We start from the raw sequence: 19028 nt of genomic DNA, 5'->3' as shown, positions 1-19028 counted from the left end.
AAACCCACGTAGCGCGTTGTCGGGGAGTGGGGGAGCATCGTGTTGGCCGTCGTCGGCGGGCCCTCACCCAAACGGAGTGAGGTTGATGGGACGTCTCATCTTCCCGGTTGCCATCGGGTCCCGTTTACAGCATCGCAGCTGTTTAGTTTCGGCCAATGAGGAGTTCGTAGAGATCTCCTCTGTAGAGCGAAACGGTGTTCTCGACGACAGCTTCGTCGATTGTGCTGCCTTGGCTGATTACTCGGAGGCACGGTGTGGTGAGTGGAATGCGCAACAGCTGAGCGTCTTCGTGGGACGGAAGAACGGCGGACACCCGCGATTCCGCTCGCGAGAGTTCGACGTTGTAGCGGCGGTAGAGCACCTCGTAGAGAGATCCACTGAGATCGTTTCCCAACAGTCCTGGGAATCGTTCCGCTGGCAGCATCGACCGGTCGATGCATAAGGGTGTGTCGTCGCCGAACCGCAGACGGTCGATGGTGATGATCTGAGCTCCCTCATCGAGACCCAGCATTTCGCGTGCCTTGTCGTCGGCTGGTTTGAGCTCCATGGCGAGGACTTGGGCTCGAGCGGTCATGCCCGCCTCGAGCATCGACGAGGTGAAGGACGCAAGTGTCATCTGCTTGGTGACGGTGGGCTGGGCGACGAATGTTCCGCGCCCTCTTATGCCGACGATTCTTTTGCTACTGGAAAGAACGTCCAACGCCCGGCGAACGGTCATGTTGGAAACGCCGTACTGGGCGGCGAGTTGTCGTTCGGTTGGGAGCTGGTCTCCGGGACGCATCGTGGCGATCGACACGGACAGGTCTTTTAGGACGCTTTCGTACTTAACCATCAACTGTGTCCATCTTCCATTCCGCAGCTGTACGAGGCATGCGCGCTGGTGATCGATGCCGCATCTGCATGCTACTCATGCCATTCCGTCACCATGCGGCCGAAGGGAGTAATTGGGTCAAGTCTCTGCAGCACCGCAACGCCGTCCAAGACGGAGCCCTGGGGTTGTACGTGCACGGCGTGCCGGAATCGGACGGCTATTCGCTCGGACAGAAAGGGCTCCAGTAGGTCTTGGGATCTGCCCACCCCGCCAAGGATGGTCCACTGAAACCCGTCGCTCAGGCCGGCGCGTGTCGCTGAGGCCAAGACGACGTTCCCCAAATGGCGGGCCGCCTCGACCCAAATCTGCTGAGCCACGCTGTCGCCGCGACGGGCCGCAAGGGACACCTGTTCCGCGAAGGTGGCGACGGTGGCGACGGGAGACCCTTGGGCCGAGATGAGTCGCGGAAAGTCGTCTGCATTGCCGAAGCGTTCCTCCAGAGCTGCCAAAAGCAGATGGGACCCTCCAGCACGCCCATCATGGGCGCTCAGCGCCGCGATGATACCCGCCCGCCCGATCCACCAACCTGAGCCGTTGTCGCCGATCATCGATCCAGCACCATCGACTCTCGCAGCACCTGTCGGCCCGTAACCGAGGCCGACGGTGCCAGTCCCAGCGGCAACGGCGACACCCTCCGCCCCGGAAAATGCTCCGAGGAGCGCGGGGACAGCGTCGTCGGCGAGGAGCAGGCGCGACATCGTGAGGTGAGGGGCAATTCGGGAAATCAGATCTGATGCTTGCGGAGCTGAGCCGTACAGACCGGTCGCCCCGACTGCAACAACTTCGACCGGGCCGAGTGACTCCGAACGAGCGATCTGCACAATCGTCGACGCGATAAATTCGGCCAGATCCGAGCCGTAAACGAAGCCGGGGTAGGCGCGCTCGAAGCTTGTCTCACTATCAGTTACCCGGGCCCGGGACTGCGTCTGTCCAATGTCCACCGCGATGGTACGCATCTCGCCCCTTTCGTGAAGTCCAGTTCGTTATCTGCTGAATATTGCAGGGTGTCGTCCCTGGTGCTACATTCTACCCAACCCTAGTGAACCAGTAAAACCCTAGGGTTATCTCCTCGCCGGCACCATCCCACCCAAGGAGCACCATGAGCACTACATCGAAACAGGTCGCGCGTCGCATCGTCGCGGGCGTCGGCCTGAGCGCACTAAGCATTTCGCTGGCCGCCTGCAGTTCCACCTCGAACACGTCCTCCGACAGCGGATCGGGCGGCACCGTCCACGTGCTGGCTGAGGACATCTCCTACACCGACAACTGGAAGGCTCTTCTTCCCGAGTTCGAGAAGGAAACCGGAATCACCGTCAAGATCGACACAGTCCCCTACAGCGACCAGGCCTCGAAAGTCCTTCTGAACTTCAGCCAGAAATCCGATGCCTACGACGTCGTCTTCACCGACAACACCTACGGCACCGGCTACTACCAGTCGAAGTACGTCGATGACCTGACGTCGCTTCAGGATAGTGGCAAGGACTTCTCCACCTTCAGCGACTTCTATGCTCCCTACATCTCACCGATGCAGAAAGACGGAGCGACGTTCGGCCTCCCCGTATATGGCGAGAGCACCTGGCTGATGTATCGCAAGGATCTGTTCGAGCAGTACGGAATCGCCGGTCCCCCCACAACCATGGATGAGCTCAAAGCGGATGCCGCGATCATCCAGGAGAAGTCGGGCGGCAGCGTCGCGGGCATCACCCTGCGAGGCGCGGCCGGTATCCAGAGCGTCTACCCCTGGGCCGGTTTCCTCCGCGCATTCGGCGGCAGCTTCTACAACACCGACGGAAAGATCGACGTCAACTCGCCCGAGTCCATCAATGCGGCGAGCTTCTGGTCCGACCTGCTCACGCAGTACGGACCCGCAGGAGTGGGAAACTTCGACTGGGAGCAGAACCGTATCGCGTTTACGCAGGGCAAAGCGGCGATGACCATCGATGCGACAGCCAACGGCCCCTACAATGAGGACACCTCCGCGTCCACCATCGCCGGCAAGGTCGGATACGCCCCCATCCCGTACGCAATCGACAACCCGCCTGCCACCGGCAATACAGACAACTCGCTGAACGTGCACGCGCTTTACCTCAGTTCCTACTCGAAGAACAAGACCGCTGCGTACAAGTTCATGGCGTGGGCCACCAGCCCCGATGTGCAGGCCAAGGCCGTACAGGCAGGAGAAGCGGTGGGCGTCACCGCTAACTCCGTTCTCGACGGCCCCGAGTACGCCCAGAAATACGGCGCCTTTCAAGAGGCCGTTCTCGGGCAGCTGAAAACCGGCAACCCGGACTACCTCCCGGCCGGTCAGGATGCCAACACCATCATCACCGCAGTGGGGCAAGCGCTCTCGCAGACCCTAGCGGGAGAGCAGTCTGCAGACTCGGCGCTCAACCAGGCGCAGAAGTCCCTCGAAGAGCAACTGCCCCAGTAGCACGATTCGAACGGCGGGTCGCTGGTACCGACATCCAGTGCCAGTGCCAGCGACCCGCCGTTCCACCGACTCCGAAGGAGATTCCATGACCGCCACCGCTGTACGCGCCCCCGCGAGACGGGCGGAGAAGCCGAGTTCTTCTCCGCGACGTCGCATCTCGAAACGGAACTTCTTCGCCAGGCTCTCCCTCGCTCTCCCGGCGGCCGTCGTCGTCGTACCCCTCCTCGCGATCATCGTGGTGCAGGGTATCGACCTCGTGACCCACGCCGAGAATCTCACCCGGCCGGGTTCCGCCGACAAGTTCATCGGGTGGGGCAACTTCACCCGCGCCTTCAGCGACCCCGACCTTCTCGGTTCCATCCGGGTCACACTGACCTACGTTGTCGCCGGTGTCGGACTGGAGATGATCATCGGGGTCGGCATCGCACTGTTGCTGAACGGCCGCATACCCGGCAAGGGTGTCATCCGGGCCGTCATCCTGATCCCCATGGTGCTCACCCCCGTCGTCGCGGGCCTCATGTGGCGACTGCTGCTCGACCCGACCTCCGGGTTTGTGAACTACCTACTGGGAGTTGTCGGCCTCGGCAACGACCACGCGTTCCTGTCGGACCCTGCGACAGCACTTCCCGCCATCATCATGGTCGAGATCTGGCAGAACACACCGTTTGTGGTCATCATCGTGCTCGCCGGGCTGGAGTCTCTCGACCCGTCACCGTTCGAAGCTGCCGAACTCGACGGAGCTCGCGGGTTCGGGCTGCTGAAGAACGTCACCCTGCCGATGCTCGGCCCGGTTCTCGCGGTCGTTCTGCTGCTGCGCATCATCGACGCCGTGAAGACGTTCGCTCTGGTGAACACCATGACGCAGGGCGGCCCGGGAACCTCGACCCTCACAATCAGCAACTACGTCTACAGGACCGGATTCCAGACTTTCGACATCGGATACTCGACCACCCTGGGGCTGATCGTCTCGGTGGCGCTCCTGATCCTGATCTTCCCCACAGCCGGTCGCCTCATGGGCCTGCGCATCCGAAGGAGCCGAGGATGAAACGCCGTCCCGCCGCCGTAGCCGTCCGCAGCATTGTTGTCTACATCTTCGTGCTGTGGTGCATCGCTCCGATCATCTGGCTGGTCAGCACCTCGCTGAAAAGCGACGTCGACGCCTTCAGCCCGACTCCCGTCTGGTTCTTCATCCCGCAGTTCGAGAACTACGTGAACGCCTGGGTCGACGGCGGCATGGGACAGTCCATGTTGATAAGCACCGCCGTCGGTTGCGCCTCCGCCATCCTCGGAATCACCGCCGGGCTGCCGCTGGCCTACCTCACCACCCAGATCTGGCCACCGGAGAGCACCGGTTCATCCCGGGCCACGCTGGCGATCCTGCTGCTCACCATCGTTCCACCGGTACTGAGCCTCACGCCGTTCTACCGTGCCCTGTTCGGTGTGGGACTGACAGGTAACGCGTTCGGGCTGACGATCATCCACACCTTCTACGCGATCCTGCTCGCCGTTCTGATCTTCCGGTCATTCCTCGTCAATTTCCCTCGCGAGATACGGGAGGCCGCCCTCATCGACGGTCTCGGAGAATGGCGGGCGTTGCTGTCGACGATTCTCCCCAACGTGTGGGGCGCGATGGCTGCGACGTTCGTCCTTGCGCTCATCCAATCCTGGAACGAGTTCCTCTACGCCCTTGTGCTCACCAATGGTGACAGTCAGACCGTGCCCGTAACGATTGCCGGCTTCCTCAGTTTCTTCGGAACGAACTGGGCGCGCCTCACTGCTGCCGGCGTCATCGGCGCCCTCCCGATCGTCATCTTCGCCATCGTCGTTCGAAAGCACATGGCTCGCGGCCTGTCCTTCGGAGGCGTGAAGTGACCAAGCGAGAACCCACAGACGAAACCAATCGAACAGGAGAACAAGCATGCTGCGTGTAGGAATCATCGGCCTTGGAGCCATCGGCCGCGAACACCTCGAGATCTACCGCCACCTTCACGGCGTCGAGATTACCGCCGTCGCCGACTTCAACCTCTCTCTCGCCGCAGAGCTCGCAACCGGCATCGGATGCGAAGCGTTCGGATCTGCTGAGGCACTCCTCGCCGCAGGTCTCGTAGACGCCGTCAGCCTCTGCACTCCCGACCATCTGCACTACGCCGACGCCGTGGCCGTCATGGATGCCGATGTTCACCTGCTGCTGGAGAAGCCCATCTCGACCGACATCGTCGAAGCCGACGACCTCGTCGCCCGCTCGGAAGCGAGCAACCTCGTCGTGATGCCCGGCCACACGCTCCGCTTCGAAACCCGGTACCTCAAGGCCAAAGCCCTCGTGGAAAGCGGCTCGATCGGGCCCGTCATCCACGGTTACGTTCGACGGAACAACAAGGTCTCCGTCGCCAACCGGGTCAACGGCCGTACCTCTGTCACGTTCTTCCTCGGAATCCACGACATCGATGCCCTCACCTGGATCGCCGGAGAGAAAGTCGTCGCCGTGCAGGCCTTCTCCTCAGGCCAGACGACCGCCGACGGTAAGCAGGCAGCTGCGATCGTTGCGAATCTCCGACTCGCCGGCGGCGGAATCGTCGCTCTCGAGGCCGCGTGGGCGCTCCCCGAGGGGTACCCGACAGACATCGACGCGCGTCTCCGTCTCGTGGGCGAGCGCGGCGAGGTCGTCATCGACGTGCACGATTTCGGCATCTCCACCTTCTCCGAGAAACTCAGCTACCCCGTGCCCGGAGCCCCGATCTACGGCGCTCCGCAAGGCATGTTGTATGAAGAGATCTGGGCTTTCGTCCGCGCCGTGCGAGGTGAGATCGCCGTACCCGTCACCATGCGTGACGCCGCCGACGCTGTGCGCGTGGCTGCAGCGATCGACCGCTCAATCGAATCCGGTGGGACCGAGACCATCACCTACTGACCATCGGGCGGCCCACCATCGTCACCACCACAACTGAAAGGCGTCCCGCGAGCATGATCCACCTCCCCGACTTCGCCCACTCGCTCATCGTCTCCTGCCAGGCCCCGGCCGACAGCCCTCTTCGCGATCCCTCCTTTCTCGCCCGCATGGCACTCGCTGCCGAGCAGGGTGGAGCGCGAGGCATTCGCGCAGACGGCGTCGAAACGGTCTCGCTCATCCGCCAGACCGTGACTCTCCCCATCATCGGGATCCTGAAGACAGTGCAACCTCCCGGGGGCGGTGTCTTCATCACCCCCACCTTCAAGGAGGCTGCCCTCTTGGCAGAAAGTGGTGCGGACATGATTGCGCTCGACGGAACAGCGAGGCCGCGCCCCGACGGGCGAAGTCTCCGCGACCAGATCGCACGGATCCACGACGAACTCGGACTTCCGGTCATGGCGGACACCGACGGTGTGGAGTCCGCCATGTACGCCGAAGACGCGCGGGCCGACGTCATCGGCACCACGCTGGCCGGGTACACGGGAGGTACCGTGCCTGACGAGCCGAGCATCGACCTCGTTCATGCTCTAGCTTCCCGCGTCGACGTTCCCGTCATCGCTGAGGGGCGGATCTGGACACGGGATGACGCGTCTGCGGCGATCCTCGCAGGGGCCTGGGCCGTGGTCGTCGGTACTGCCATCACCAACCCCGTGTATACGGCCGCCCGGTTTGCCCACGCGATAGCAGAGGCCAGCACCCACCAATCACGAAGGAGCAGCCATGGCGGAAGTCGTCGTCGTCTCTGATCAAGAAGCCGCCGGCGACTTGGCAGCCCACATCATCCTCGACACCATCAGACGCAGACCGGAGGCTGTTCTCGGTCTTGCGACCGGGTCGACACCGCTTTCCACCTATCGCCGGCTCGCACAGCAGGTGAAAGAGCGCTCGCTCGACGTGTCGCACGTTCGCGGGTTCGCCCTCGATGAGTACGTCGGACTTCCCCACGACCATCCAGAGTCCTATCGTTCCGTGATCACTCGCGACGTCGTCGTGCCCGTAGGGCTCAATCCCTCGCAGATCCACGTGCCCGACGGCGCGTTGGCTGGTATCGAGCACGCCGGGGCGGACTACGAAGGATCCATCGCCGACGCGGGTGGAATCGACGTGCAGCTCCTCGGTATCGGAACCGACGGGCATATCGGCTTCAACGAACCGGGCTCATCATTCGCCTCCCTCACCCGCGTTAAGACCCTGAGTGAGCAGACACGCAGAGACAACGCCCGCTTCTTCGACGATCAGGACGACGTTCCGATGCACTGCATCACCCAGGGTCTGGCCACCATCCTCCGCGCGGGCCACCTTGTGCTCCTCGCTTTCGGGGAAGGCAAGGCGGAGGCACTGGCCGGCGCGGTCGAAGGGCCGGTGTCCGCCTCGAACCCCGGCTCAGCGATCCAGCTACACCCCCGCGTTACCGTGATTGCGGATGAGGCCGCTGCATCAGCGCTCCGCCACGTCGAGTACTACCGGTACGCGTATGCTCACAAGCCGTCATGGCAGGGCTTTTAGTTAAGGGAAGGCCCTCGGGCGGCCGATACGGGGCGAGATCACCTCAGCGCCAGAGCAGCGCAGCCCCCAGCGCACCGCCGAAATCGCCAAGAGCGGTCTGCCGGAGAACAGGAACGGACACCGAGGTGCAGGTAGCCACGACCTTCTCCACCCCCGACCGGAAGAGGGGAAGGTAGGCGGCAGCGCTCCCTCCCAACACCACGATCATCGGCCTGTGCTGCGTGCAGAGCTCCACGAGGCCTTCGCCGATCCTGGTTCCGTAATCCAGGAAGACCTGCTCGGCGGCCGGGTCGCCTTCACCGGCGGCCTGCGCCAAGGCCTCGAGATCGGCCGAGAAGCCGGCGCCCACGGCGAGGCGTTGCAGAGCCGTGCGGGAGGCGGTCTGCTCGAGGCAGTGCCGGCGGCCGCAGTAGCAGGGCGGGCTTGGTGCGTCGACGGTGAGGTGCCCGGCTTCCGGATGCACGCCATCCGCTCCTCGAAACGGGATGCCATTCCTCATTATCGCGACGCCCACGCCTGTTCCGAGGGTCATCACGAGAACGCCGGTGTCGAGCCGGCCCGCACCCACCGTCACTTCTGCGATCGCCGCCGTGACCGCGTCGTTGTCGATGCGGCACTCGGCTCCCAGGGAAGCACCGAGTCGGTCGACGACGTCCCAGCCCGAGAGGGCTGGGAGCGATTCAGGGTTGTCGATGATGCCGTCTGCCAGGATGGGGCCGCTAGCGCCGATCCCGAGCCTGCGGATCTCGCCCGGAGTGCCGGCGCCGGGCGCGGAGGCGATGGCCGCGCGGATGCTTGAGAGCAGGGTGGGGAGCGCCTCGCTTCGGACCGTGGGCGTCGAGACGATGGTCGACGCCACGATCTGGGTGTCGCGAACGACCACGATCCGGGTCGCGGTTCCACCGATGTCGACGCCCACGGTCATTTCGCTCACAGGGCTGTCGTCACCTTGCTGCCGTAGGCGAAGGCGCCGGGTACCACACCGTTCTCGAGCGCGAGGTCCCTCGCGATGAGCTGGGAGACGACGGCGCCGGTGACGAGTCCTTCAAGCGAGGTGGATGCTGCAGCCTGGATGGTGGTCGTTCCCGCCAGCTCCAGGTCGCCGATGAGAACGACGTGGGCTCCGGTGGCGACGAGGTCGGAGGCGAGCCGGGCGAGGGATCCGTCGTCGGAGGTCGCGTGAGCTCCATACAGGAAGGCGGTGAGGCCGGGTCCGGCCAGCTCGAACGGTCCGTGACGGAACTGCCCGCCGATGTGCCCTTCGATTGCGACTTTGGACGATTCCTTGGTGATCAGACCGGCGAACAGCGCTGTCGCGGCATCCGCCCGCCAGCCGACGGACGCAACCCGAGGTCGTTCCGCAGCCATGGTCCTGGCGGCGACCTCGCGCGTGTCGGTGTTCGACAACAGTGCGGCGACAACGCCGGCGAGATGGTCGGCCTCACGATTGACGGCCGAGACGTCGCGACCGCCGAGCGCGGCTGCGAGCTGGGCATGAACGACGAGAGAGTTGAGGTAGCTCTTCGTGCTCACCGTGGCCTCGGCGCCGGAGCGCAGCGGCAGAAAGAGTTCCGCGGTCTGGGCGAGCGGGCTGCTGCCGTCGGCGGTGATCCCCACGATCATTCGGGGGAGCGCCGGGTAGTTCTCGAGCCGGTCGAGAAGAGCGACGACCTCACCACTGGCACCGGACTGTGAGGTGATGACGAGCAGCGTGTCGGGGGTGAGGAGCCCCGGGGTGTCGAGCACCTGGCCGGTGTCGACCGCCCAGGTGGGCTTGCCGCCGGCGGTGAGTTCCCGCCAGGTGGGGATGCCGACGAAGTGGGAGCTGCCCATGCCGGTGAACACGATGCGGTTGAAAGCGAGGGGGTCGAGCTCAGCGAGCCCGGAAGGGGCCGCGGCCCCGGCCAGTGCGTGGAGGGCGTCGGGCTGGGCCTCGATGTCGACCTCGAAGGGTGTGTTGAGGGTCATGGCGGGTGGTGCCTTTCAGAGCTGGTGCGAGAAGGACGACAGAGCGTCGGCGGGGGTTGTTCCGAGGAGTTGTACGGCGATGTTCGCCCCGATCATCGCCGTGGGGAGGTTGATATTGCCACGGCTGATGGCGGGCATGATCGACGCGTCAGCGACGTACAGCCCGGTAACCCCTCTCACCGCGCCGGTGGAGTCGACCACCGCGGCCGGGTCGGTGTCGGGTCCCATCTTGCAGCTTCCCGCCGGGTGGCAGTAGTTCACGATGTCTTCGAGCGGTGGATGCGCGCGGGGCACGGGTTCGCCGAGCACCGCGGCGAGGGTGGGTTCTGCCGCCATCGTGGTCAGGAGGTCGAGTGCTTCGCTGAGCACCTGGCGGTCGTGGCCGTCGGGGTCTGTTCCGTAGCGGTGATCGATGACAGGGCGGGTGACGTCAAGGTCGCTGCTCAGGGTGACCGTACCCTCGGAGCGGGCGCGCATGGCCCCGCCGTAGAGGGAGATCGGCGGCAGGCCGGGGTGCCCGCTGTTGGAGCCGGCGACCATGAACACGTGGATGTCGTAGGGCCCGTCATCGCAGACGGAGGACTTCTTGCGACCGACGGTCTGCTCATCGGGGAACCAGGGCAGCGTTTCTAGGTCTTCCACGAGCCCGGGACGGCCGGCGAAATCCAGCGCGACGCAGGCGTGATCGAGGAGGTGTTTCCCGACTCCCGGAACGTCGGAGGCGACCTCGATCCCGAGCTCGGCGAGCTTGTCGGCGGGCCCGACCCCTGAGCGGAGAAGGAGGGCAGGCGAGTGGTAGGCGCCGGCGGCGATCACGACACGATTGGCAGCAATGTGATGCGTTTCGCCGTCGGGTGTTCGCACCCACGCTCCGACGGCCATTCCGTCGCGGATGTCGATGCGTTCCGCTGCCGTGTTGCCTGCAATAGTGAGGTTGGGGCGTTCGCGAACGGCGTCGAGGAACGCGAAGGCCGAGTTCCATCTGACGCCGTCGACGATGTTCACGGGCATCGGGCCGATGCCTTCTGCGGCCCCGATGTCGTCGAGGTCGTCTGCGAAGGGCAGGCCGCTCGCCGTTCCGGCACCGACGAACGCGCGTTGCGGTTCGGTGAGTTCGGTCATGGTGTACCGGCGCACCCGAAAACGGTCCCGGGCCCATTCGAGCAGCGGCAGTACCGTATCCGCAGCCCAGCCGGGGTTGCCGCGACGTTCCCAGTCGTCGTAGTCCTCTGCGGCACCGATGGATGCCGTGCACCCGTTGTGCGAGGAGCACCCTCCGAGCACGCGGGCGCGGGGGAGATCCAGCGTAGTGTCGCCAGCCGAGGAGGTGGTGGTGAGGTCGTAATCGTGCGAGAGGGGGATCGCGCGGGCGTCGAGAACGTCAGCCGGCCATCCCTCGTCCGCAGTGGCGCCGTAGTCGGGGCCGGCTTCCAGCAGCAGGATCTGTTCGTCACCGTGTGCGGCGAGCAGGCCGACAAGGGCGGCGCCGCCCGTGCCGCCGCCGATGACGAGGGTGTCCACCCGGTCGGGCAGCGGTGGTGTTGCAAGGGGTTCGGGTGTGGTCATGGGCTTCCCATTCTGTGTGTGCGGTTGGTTCGCGAAGTGGTTGCGCAGTGGATGCCTGCTGTAGTGCAGACGCTGTGTTCGCTGAGTGGCGTGTCAGCTGAAGCACGTGTCAGCTGATGTCCGGCAGTTCCCCGGCATGCTTCATCCACTCTCGCTTGCCCGGCCGGAGGTTCCGGCCGAACAGAATGACCAGGCCGACGAGCACGTAGAGCCCGGCGATGAACGGCGCGAGAAGCACCGGGAACGCTGGCAGCGGCACGATGCTGTTGTAGCCGATGACGATCAGCGCGGTCGTCGAGATGATCGGCGCGATTACGTGTGCCCAGATGCTGAATTCGGCCCTGACCCGGGTGCGGAAGAAGCGGAATGCGGCGATGTTCATCATGATGAAGATGGGTATGTAGATGAACGTGCCTGTCGTTCCGAGCGTGTTGAACAGGTTGTACGGGCCGAGCAGCAGCCCCAGCCCGATACAGACGATGAGCGCCAGAGCGGACTGGGCGAGCACGGCGGCGAGCGGAGTGCGGTGCACGGAGTGCGTCTTAGTGAGGAACGACGGGAGCGCATCCGTGCGGGCGATGCCGTAGAGGGTGCGGGTGGCGCTCGTGGTGCAGGCGATGCAGACGCCGAGCCCCGAGTTGACCAGGGCGATCAGCACGATGATGGATGCCCCGTTCCACAGCCTGTCGGAGAGCACGAACGCTGGAGCTGTCGGCGAGTTCGCGAGGGAGTCGAGATCATCCGTTCCCCACCCGATCTGAAGGCCCCAGGCGGTGACGACGTAGAAGATACCGATCAGCACGAGGGAGCCGATGATGGCCTTCGGGATGATCCGCTTCGGATCCCGTGATTCCTCGCCCACCGCAGCTGCGCTCTCGAACCCGGTGAAGGCGAAGATGGAGAGCACGACTGCGAGAAAGAAACCGCTGGAGTTCGTGATGTTGGCGGGATTGAATCCTGAGACGTTCACGCCGCCGGGGCCGGGGTTGAAGATGCCGGTGAGCGCGAGCCCCAGGCCGACGATCATCTCGAAGCAGGTCATGACGACGAGGAATCGCACAGAGATGGCGATACCTCTATATGCGCAGGCGAAGCAGATGAGCAGGATGATACTCGAGTAGACCCACCACGGAATGCCGATACCGTACTTGGCGCTGAGCTCGTCCTGCAGAACGGCTCCGGTGAACGCGGCGAGGGCGGCAGGTACGACCGAGACCGAGATGCCGTAGAGCCAGCCGGTCATGAACCCCGCCTTGGGTCCGATACCCGCGGAAACGTAGGTGTAGAAGCCGCCGGCGGAGGGAAGGTGGCGGGCCAGTCCGACAAGCGGGGCTGCGAGAGTGAGGCAGATGAGGAACGCCGCGAGGTAGGTCAGCGGCGCAGTCTTGCCCGCCTGGGTCGTGGTGAACGCGATCGTGTAGAAGATCCCTAGCGTCGGCGAGATCTGTGCGATCGCCTGCATCAGCGCCCCGCCCAGGCCGATGGTGCCGGTGCTCAGTGTTGTGCTGAGGGTGTCTGTTGACACGCCAGGCTGCATCTTTTCGGAAGTCATGCGCTTCTCCGGTCGTTGGGGCATCGTTGCCAGTAGAACCAAAATAACACAGCAACAGTGCGAATGAACATATTCATGTTCATTAAAGCCAGAGTAGTGTTCGTATCCGGAGTCGGACTTGTTACGATCGCATTACAGAGTCGTAGGCCGGAGGGGTAAAACCTCGTGCAACAGCGTTAGGCGGCGAGTCGCACGCGTCGTGATGAGGCGGTGAGCGCTTCGATGGACGTCTCGTCGAGGCCGCCGTCGACAACGATCAGGTCGGGAACGTCGATCCCGCAGATCTCCACGAAGCCCACCCGGCCAAACTTGCTCGAGTCAACGCAAGCGATGACTTCCCCGGCGCTGTCGAGCGCCGCCCGTTTGACTCCGGCGTCGTCGGTGTTCCATTCCGTGAATCCCTCGAGTGGCGAGAATGCACTCGCCGTCAGGAGGAACCGGTCGAAATGGTGGCGCTTGAGGTAATCGGTCGTGTCCGGGCCGCTGATACTGAGCTCGCCCGGGCGGGCACGGCCCGGCGGGAGCATCAGCGTCACGCTGGTCGATCGGTTCAACGCCCACGCGACGCGGAGCGACAAGGGGCAGATGGTGACCATCCGGTCGGCGAGGGCCTCCGCGATCTGGATTCCGGTGCTCCCGCCGTCGAGAAGAATTGTTTCGCCGTCTTCGATGGTTCCAGCGACCGCTTCTGCGATGGCGCGTTTCTGCGCCACGTTCGTGTGCTCACGCACGCCGAAGGGCGGTTCGTAGCTGCTCCCTGCCGAGAGCTTGGCCCCGCCGTGGAAGCGCCGGAGAACACCTCTGCCTTCCAGCGTCTCGAGGTCCCGGCGGATCGTCATCTCGGCAACCCCAAGGCTCGCACCAAGCTCGGTGACGCTCGAGGAGCCTAACCGTTGGAGGATCTCCAAAATCGCCTGATGGCGCTCATCCTTCGAAATAGTCACAGACACAGACTAGATTCTTTCAACCTGAGCGCCAGCGCGGAGGGACCCGATCGTTCGGCCAACCCCTTGTTCGCCAAACCTAAATTGTTGGTCTGGAACAGGAAAGTCTGACCGCAACGGCGCCGGCTTTGAAGGTCTCGACTGGTCCATGCTTTAGCTTGACTGAGACATCCAAGGAACCTTTAGCTTTTCGGGACAGCTGTCTACATTGGCGCAGGAGCGCGGGGGTGCCTTGATGTGGGTCCGTCAAGAGCGAGCCGTTGCGGCAGTTCAGTTTCCGAGTTCCGGGAAGATGACGCCCATATATCGCCTGACGAGCAGGTCTGGGTCGTCATCCAGGCCGAGGGTGGCAAGCCGGCCGTTGAGATGCAGAGTGGTCAAGCCGTGCAGTGTCATCCACACAGCTGCTGAGACGACCGCCGTGTCGCCCGCCGGCAGAACACCGTTCTCTTGTGCCGCCTTTGTCGCCTCGACAAGTGGCGCGAAGGTCTTTTCGCCTACCGCCTCCACGTCGAGGGTGCGTGTACCGAACATCATCGTGAAAAGGTCTGGATTGGCAACGGCGAATCGGGTGTAGCGCAATGCCAATTCCATCACTCGAGCCTCTGCCGACACGCTGTCATCCAGGGGTTCGCGGAGAGCATGGGCCAGTTGTGCATAGCCGGAGGCACACACTGTAGATAAAAGTGCCTCCTTGTTCGCGAAATGGCGGTATGCCGCCCCTGCGCTCACGCCGAGCTTGCGTGCGAGCTCGTTAAGGCTGAACCGTTCTTCGCCGCGCTCCCGCACCATGACCACGGCCGCGTCGATGAATGCTTGCCGCAGGTCGCCTGGCTGGTATAGCGCGTAGAGCGGGTCGCTGGGAGGAACTTGCGCTGTCAAAGGCATGGCCTTATGGTAACAACTATCCACTGTGTGAATGGTATTCACACTGCAAACACCATTCAGGAGATTCCATGTCAAACATGCACGCCGTCCAGTTCACCTCTTTCGGTTGCGCCGATGTCCTCACCATCAATCAGGTTCCCGTTCCCGTAGCCGCCCCGGGCGAAGTTCTCGTCAGGGTGCGCGCGGCAGGAATCAATCACCACGACCTGATCAATCGATCGGGCGCGATGAAGTTCATCATGGGTCGAAAGTTTCCATTCGGCACGGGCCTCGAATTTGCCGGCAATGTGGTTGCAGGCGAAGCCTTCGCGGCCGGCCAGATGGTGTGGGGGTCCGTCCCCGCAATGAAACCTCGTGCGACAGGTGCGATGGCCGAGTACGTCGTAGTGCCTGCAGATCGAGTCTCTACCGCTCCCGCCGACTTGAGCGCGATCGAGGCAGCGTCACTGGTCGTATCTACGACAACCGCCTACCGGGGCCTCCATGAGCTTGGTCAGATCGCTTCAGGAGATCGCGTCCTCATCCGTGGCGCAGCTGGCGGGGTGGGTTTGGCGGCCGTGCAGGTCGCTGTCGCAGCTGGGGCGGCCGTTACGGCCCTCTCCAGCGCACGAGACTTCGAGGTGCTCCGCGAGCTCGGCGCGAAAACCACTCTCGACTACCGAGCCACCCGAATCGGGGACCTCGGCTCGTTCGAGCTGATCTTCGACACGGTCGGCACCAGCATGCTCGCCTACCGCCGTCACCTGGCCCGAAACGGCCGGATGGTGACCATTGTCTTCTCTTCGTTCTCCATGCTTCTTTCAATCGGCGTCTCAGCAATCTTCGGCGCCAAAAAAATCCGGGCATTCAGCAGCGACGCCAAAGCCGAACTTCTCGAACATGTTCGCGACCTTGCTGAATCGGGCCACCTTCGCGCCATGATCGCCTCCACCTACCCACTCGCCAGCATCGCGCAGGCGCACCGCGACCAGGAAAAAGGTGGAGTGCTCGGCAAACGCGTCATCACCCTGCCCAGCTAGGCATGTCCGCGCCAACAACGGTCCGGCGTCGAAAGGATTCTGTCGCCAAAACAAGCGACATCTGGCACGTCACGTTCTGCGCGGCTGAAGGCGCCAACCAGCAAACCGCGCTCCGACGGACGGCCCGTCGAGCGTCCACAGCGCATTCGCACTGACTCATAGAGGGAGATCAGACAGGCGTTCAACTGACGACCAGCACCGGAGCAGATATCGGAGTGGGGCGTGCGTTCTCGGTGAACGCACGCCCCAGCATCCGTCGTCCAGGGGAGGCGCGAGCAGCGTCGGCGGCGGCCCGCGGTACTCCCCCCCCGGGAGGTCAGCCGTTCGTCGTATCAGCAGCCTTCGTCGTCGGCGTGATTCCGAGCTGCTTGAGGGCGGCCTGGGCGTATTCCTGCGTGAAGGTGGATGCGTAGCTCACCTTGCTGACGTCAGTGCCGATCGCCGTCTCCATCTGGAAGATCGTCTTCGGGCCGCCGGCGGGCATCAGGCCGTCCGGCAGGAACTGCCCGTAGTCGGCCTGGAGGGCAGCGACGTACTGGTCTTTGCTGATCGAACTGTTCTGCACGAAGTCCTGCGGCAGAGCATCCGCGACGTCCTGCGCGGTGTGGGTGTGAATCCAGTTCATCGTGGCGACAAGAGCCGTGACGACCTTCTGCACCGTGTCCTTGTTCTTGTCGACCCAGTCCGCCTGCGCGAGCAGACCGGCTGCCGGCCAGGCGCCGCCGAGGTTCTGCTGCGCTCCCGAGGTCGTCGCGAGGTCGATCGCGGAGGTAGCAAGGCCCTGGGACTCGAGCGTCGCGACGGTCGGCTGCGTTGTCATGACGCAGTCGGCTTCGCCGCGTTGTACGGCTGCGATTGCCGTGGCGCCGGCGTGCACGGCGACCGTGGTGTAGTCGTTCTTGGTCACTCCGCCCTTCGAGGCGACGAACTGGGACAACTGGTCGGTGCCGGAGCCGAGATCGGTCACTCCGATCTTCTTGCCTTTCAGATCGGCGGGCGTCTTCACGTTGGACGCGGGTGAACACATGAGACGCTCGCCGGGCGCCCCGGAGAGCTGGACGAGGTTGATGACGTTCTTGCCCTTGGTCTGAAAGTCGGCGGCGTGGATGTACCACGCGCCTGAGAAGTTGACCTGGCCGGAGATCATCGCTTCTTCAGCTCCGACGCCGCCGTTCTGCTCTGTCGACAACTGCATGTTCACGCCGTACTTCTTGTAGAAGCCGAGGCTTTCCGCGAGCTGGTAGGGGAGGTAGATCTGTTTGTCGATCCCGCCGACCATCATGGAGACGGTCGGCAGCGCCTGGCCGTCTGCGCCGGTCGCGGCGGGTGTCGATGATCCGCTGCATCCTGCGAGTACCAGCGACAGTGCTGCTACGGCGGAGGCGACGGCGACGATGCTGCGTCTTTTCATGGGTTTTCCTTTCGTGGTGCCGGGCACGGTCGCGCCCGGCGAGTTCTGGTGCGGGGAGTGGTGCAGGATGTCGCGTCAGATCGACTGGGCTTCCGACCGCACGGGCGGGCGCCACTTCAGCACCGACTTCTCCAACAGGGTGATGAGGTATTCCGCGCCGAGGGTGAAGACGGCCATGATGACCATGCAGGCGAACACGGTGTTCGGGTCGAAGCGGCCCTGGGACTGGCTGATGATCAGGCCGATGCCCTTCTGTGCTCCCAGTACCTCGGCGACCAGCGCCCCGATGATCGCGAAACCGAATGCCGTGTGCAGACTCGCGATGATCCAGGTCATCGCCGATGGAATGGTGACGTGGCGGGCCACCTGGAGGGGGGAAGCGCCCAGTACCCGCACGTTCGCGACGAGTCCCTGGTCGACCTCCCGTACGCCCTGGAAAGCGTTGAAGAAGACGGCGAAGAAGACCAGCACGCCGGCCAGCAGGATCTTCGGGAAGATGCCGAGGCCGAACGCCACGATGAAGATCGAGCCGAGAACGATTCGGGGAATCGAATTCGCGATCTTGATGTACGGGCTGAACACGTTGGAGAGGTAACGGTTCGAGCCGAGCAGTATGCCGGCGATCACACCGGCGATGGAACCGAAGAGAAAGCCGAAGAGGGCCTCCTGCACGGTGACCCAGAGCTGGTCCCAGATCGATCCGAATGCGGTGCCCTTCGTGAACAGCGTCACCAAGGAGTCCCAGATCTGGCTCGGTTGGCCATAGAAGAAGGGGTCGATCCATTTCAGCTCGGTGAAGAGCTGCCAGCCGCCGATCACGAAGACGGCGACCGCCGCCCGGCCGACCCAGACCCAGATGATGGAGCGGGTACGCGCCCGGCGGGCCGACGACTGCAGGTCGGAGCCGGAATCTGGCGCAGACGAACCCGTGCGGGTCTTTCCGGCCGAACCGATACCGGCGTGGGGCTGAATGAGGGTGCTCATGCTGCGACTCCTGCGGTGCGTTCGTAAGCGCGGGTGACCTCGTCGCGCAGGGATTCCCAGATCTTGGTCTGCAGTTCGATGAAGCGCTGCTCATGCCGCAGCGTCTGCACGTCACCGCGCGGTCGCGGCAGATCGATGTCGAAGATGTCCTTCACCGTGCCCGGGCCCGACGTCATGATGACCACCCGGTCCGAGAGTGCCACCGCCTCGTCGAGGTCATGGGTGATGAACAGCACCGAGGGTCGGAGCTCCTCCCAGAGGCCCAGCAGCTCGGTCTGCATGATTGCTTTCGTCTGCACGTCGAGCGCGCCGAACGGTTCGTCCATGAGCAGGATCCGCGGGTTGTTGATCAGCGCCGCCGCCATGGCGCAGCGCTTTCGCATACCGCCGGAGAGCTGGTGGGGGTACCGGTCTTCGAACCCGGTGAGACCGACCCGCCTCAGCCAGTCCCGGGCGAGGGTTTCTGCGCGTTTCTTCGGAGTGCCGAGCAGCACGGGCCCGATCATCACGTTTTGCAGAACCGACTTCCACGGGAAGAGCGAATCCGATTGGAACATGTAGCTGACACCGTTCGTGATGCCGTCGACGATGTGACCGCCGACCTGCACGGAACCGCTGCTGGGCTTGTCGAGCCCCGAGACCTGCGCGAGGGTCGTCGACTTTCCACAGCCCGTCGGCCCGACGATGGCGCAGAACTGGCCGGGCTCTACCGTCAGGGACACATCCCGGATCGCCGTGAAGGGCACACCTTTCGGGGTCAGGAACCTCTTCGTCAGGTCCACGATCTCGATGCGCGCTCCCTCGTCGGTAACTCCGGGCGGCACCGGAATGCGCTTGGGGGTGTTGTCACCCATGTCTTCGACCTCTCTGTCGTTGCGCTGCGTCCTTGTCAGTGCGTCATGATCGTGGCAGCAGGCTGACTGGGTTGTCCTGTTTCTGCG

The 19028-nt window shown here is 63.9% G+C and carries 18 protein-coding genes; 7 read left to right on the top strand and 11 right to left on the bottom strand.

Features of this window, described 5'->3' with window-relative positions; all coding sequences use genetic code 11:
* Positions 1-142: 142 nt before the first annotated feature.
* On the bottom strand, positions 143-832 hold the full coding sequence (locus tag B7R24_RS13920) for a GntR family transcriptional regulator (protein WP_116419570.1): 690 nt from the start codon (positions 830-832) through the stop codon (positions 143-145).
* A 71-nt stretch (positions 833-903) separates the two neighbouring features.
* Positions 904-1827, bottom strand: coding sequence for an N-acetylglucosamine kinase (locus B7R24_RS13915; RefSeq protein WP_116419569.1), 924 nt, complete (start codon positions 1825-1827; stop codon positions 904-906).
* A gap of 143 nt (positions 1828-1970) precedes the next feature.
* Here B7R24_RS13915 and B7R24_RS13910 point away from each other — a divergent pair, with 143 nt between their 5' ends.
* From B7R24_RS13910 to nagB, 6 genes are all read left to right on the top strand, one after another.
* The gene (locus tag B7R24_RS13910) at positions 1971-3302 is read left to right on the top strand and encodes an ABC transporter substrate-binding protein (RefSeq protein WP_116419568.1); all 1332 of its coding nucleotides are present in this window, start codon (positions 1971-1973) and stop codon (positions 3300-3302) included.
* Between the two features lie 85 nt (positions 3303-3387).
* Positions 3388-4347, top strand: coding sequence for a carbohydrate ABC transporter permease (locus tag B7R24_RS13905; protein ID WP_116419567.1), 960 nt, complete (start codon positions 3388-3390; stop codon positions 4345-4347).
* The gene (locus B7R24_RS13900) at positions 4344-5174 is read left to right on the top strand and encodes a carbohydrate ABC transporter permease (protein ID WP_116419566.1); all 831 of its coding nucleotides are present in this window, start codon (positions 4344-4346) and stop codon (positions 5172-5174) included. Before B7R24_RS13905 ends, B7R24_RS13900 begins: the two co-directional genes overlap by 4 nt.
* Positions 5175-5220: 46 nt before the next feature.
* The gene (locus B7R24_RS13895) at positions 5221-6210 is read left to right on the top strand and encodes a Gfo/Idh/MocA family protein (protein ID WP_116419565.1); all 990 of its coding nucleotides are present in this window, start codon (positions 5221-5223) and stop codon (positions 6208-6210) included.
* Positions 6211-6263: 53 nt separating this feature from the next.
* Positions 6264-6995, top strand: a complete 732-nt coding sequence (locus B7R24_RS13890; protein ID WP_116419564.1) for an N-acetylmannosamine-6-phosphate 2-epimerase — start codon at positions 6264-6266, stop codon at positions 6993-6995.
* Complete coding sequence (nagB, locus tag B7R24_RS13885; protein WP_116419563.1) at positions 6970-7755, top strand: glucosamine-6-phosphate deaminase; 786 nt, start codon at positions 6970-6972, stop codon at positions 7753-7755. The genes B7R24_RS13890 and nagB overlap by 26 nt, the downstream gene beginning before the upstream one ends.
* Before the next feature lie 43 nt (positions 7756-7798).
* Here nagB and B7R24_RS13880 read toward each other — a convergent pair whose 3' ends face one another.
* The 6 genes from B7R24_RS13880 to B7R24_RS13855 all read right to left on the bottom strand — a co-directional run bounded on the left by B7R24_RS13880 (position 7799) and on the right by B7R24_RS13855 (position 14715).
* A complete protein-coding gene (locus tag B7R24_RS13880; protein WP_116419562.1) occupies positions 7799-8680 on the bottom strand; it encodes an ROK family protein in 882 nt (293 codons plus the stop codon).
* Positions 8681-8685: 5 nt separating this feature from the next.
* The gene (locus tag B7R24_RS13875) at positions 8686-9723 is read right to left on the bottom strand and encodes an SIS domain-containing protein (protein WP_116419561.1); all 1038 of its coding nucleotides are present in this window, start codon (positions 9721-9723) and stop codon (positions 8686-8688) included.
* Positions 9724-9738: 15 nt separating this feature from the next.
* Positions 9739-11289: a GMC family oxidoreductase gene (locus B7R24_RS13870; RefSeq protein WP_116419560.1), complete on the bottom strand. Its 1551-nt coding sequence runs from the start codon at positions 11287-11289 to the stop codon at positions 9739-9741.
* 109 nt (positions 11290-11398) lie between these two features.
* Complete coding sequence (locus B7R24_RS13865; RefSeq protein ID WP_172582832.1) at positions 11399-12814, bottom strand: APC family permease; 1416 nt, start codon at positions 12812-12814, stop codon at positions 11399-11401.
* A 203-nt stretch (positions 12815-13017) separates the two neighbouring features.
* Positions 13018-13785: a DeoR/GlpR family DNA-binding transcription regulator gene (locus tag B7R24_RS13860; RefSeq protein ID WP_172582831.1), complete on the bottom strand. Its 768-nt coding sequence runs from the start codon at positions 13783-13785 to the stop codon at positions 13018-13020.
* Positions 13786-14055: 270 nt separating this feature from the next.
* Complete coding sequence (locus B7R24_RS13855) at positions 14056-14715, bottom strand: TetR/AcrR family transcriptional regulator (RefSeq protein WP_172582983.1); 660 nt, start codon at positions 14713-14715, stop codon at positions 14056-14058.
* Between the two features lie 26 nt (positions 14716-14741).
* On the opposite strand from B7R24_RS13855, the gene B7R24_RS13850 reads away from it, so the two are divergent.
* Entirely contained in the window at positions 14742-15692 is a 951-nt protein-coding gene (locus B7R24_RS13850) for an NAD(P)-dependent alcohol dehydrogenase (protein ID WP_216363702.1), read from the top strand.
* A gap of 316 nt (positions 15693-16008) precedes the next feature.
* On the opposite strand, the gene B7R24_RS13845 is transcribed toward B7R24_RS13850, so the two are convergent.
* From B7R24_RS13845 to B7R24_RS17640, 3 genes are all read right to left on the bottom strand, one after another.
* A complete protein-coding gene (locus tag B7R24_RS13845; RefSeq protein ID WP_116419556.1) occupies positions 16009-17103 on the bottom strand; it encodes an ABC transporter substrate-binding protein in 1095 nt (364 codons plus the stop codon).
* 75 nt (positions 17104-17178) lie between these two features.
* On the bottom strand, positions 17179-18087 hold the full coding sequence (locus tag B7R24_RS17645; RefSeq protein ID WP_172582830.1) for an ABC transporter permease: 909 nt from the start codon (positions 18085-18087) through the stop codon (positions 17179-17181).
* Positions 18084-18941, bottom strand: a complete 858-nt coding sequence (locus B7R24_RS17640) for an ABC transporter ATP-binding protein (protein ID WP_172582829.1) — start codon at positions 18939-18941, stop codon at positions 18084-18086. The genes B7R24_RS17645 and B7R24_RS17640 overlap by 4 nt, the downstream gene beginning before the upstream one ends.
* Positions 18942-19028: the final 87 nt, after the last annotated feature.

It is taken from the genome of Subtercola boreus (assembly GCF_003399645.1).
GTDB classification, from domain to species: domain Bacteria; phylum Actinomycetota; class Actinomycetes; order Actinomycetales; family Microbacteriaceae; genus Subtercola; species Subtercola boreus_A.
This window is presented reverse-complemented; position numbering and strand designations above follow the sequence as displayed.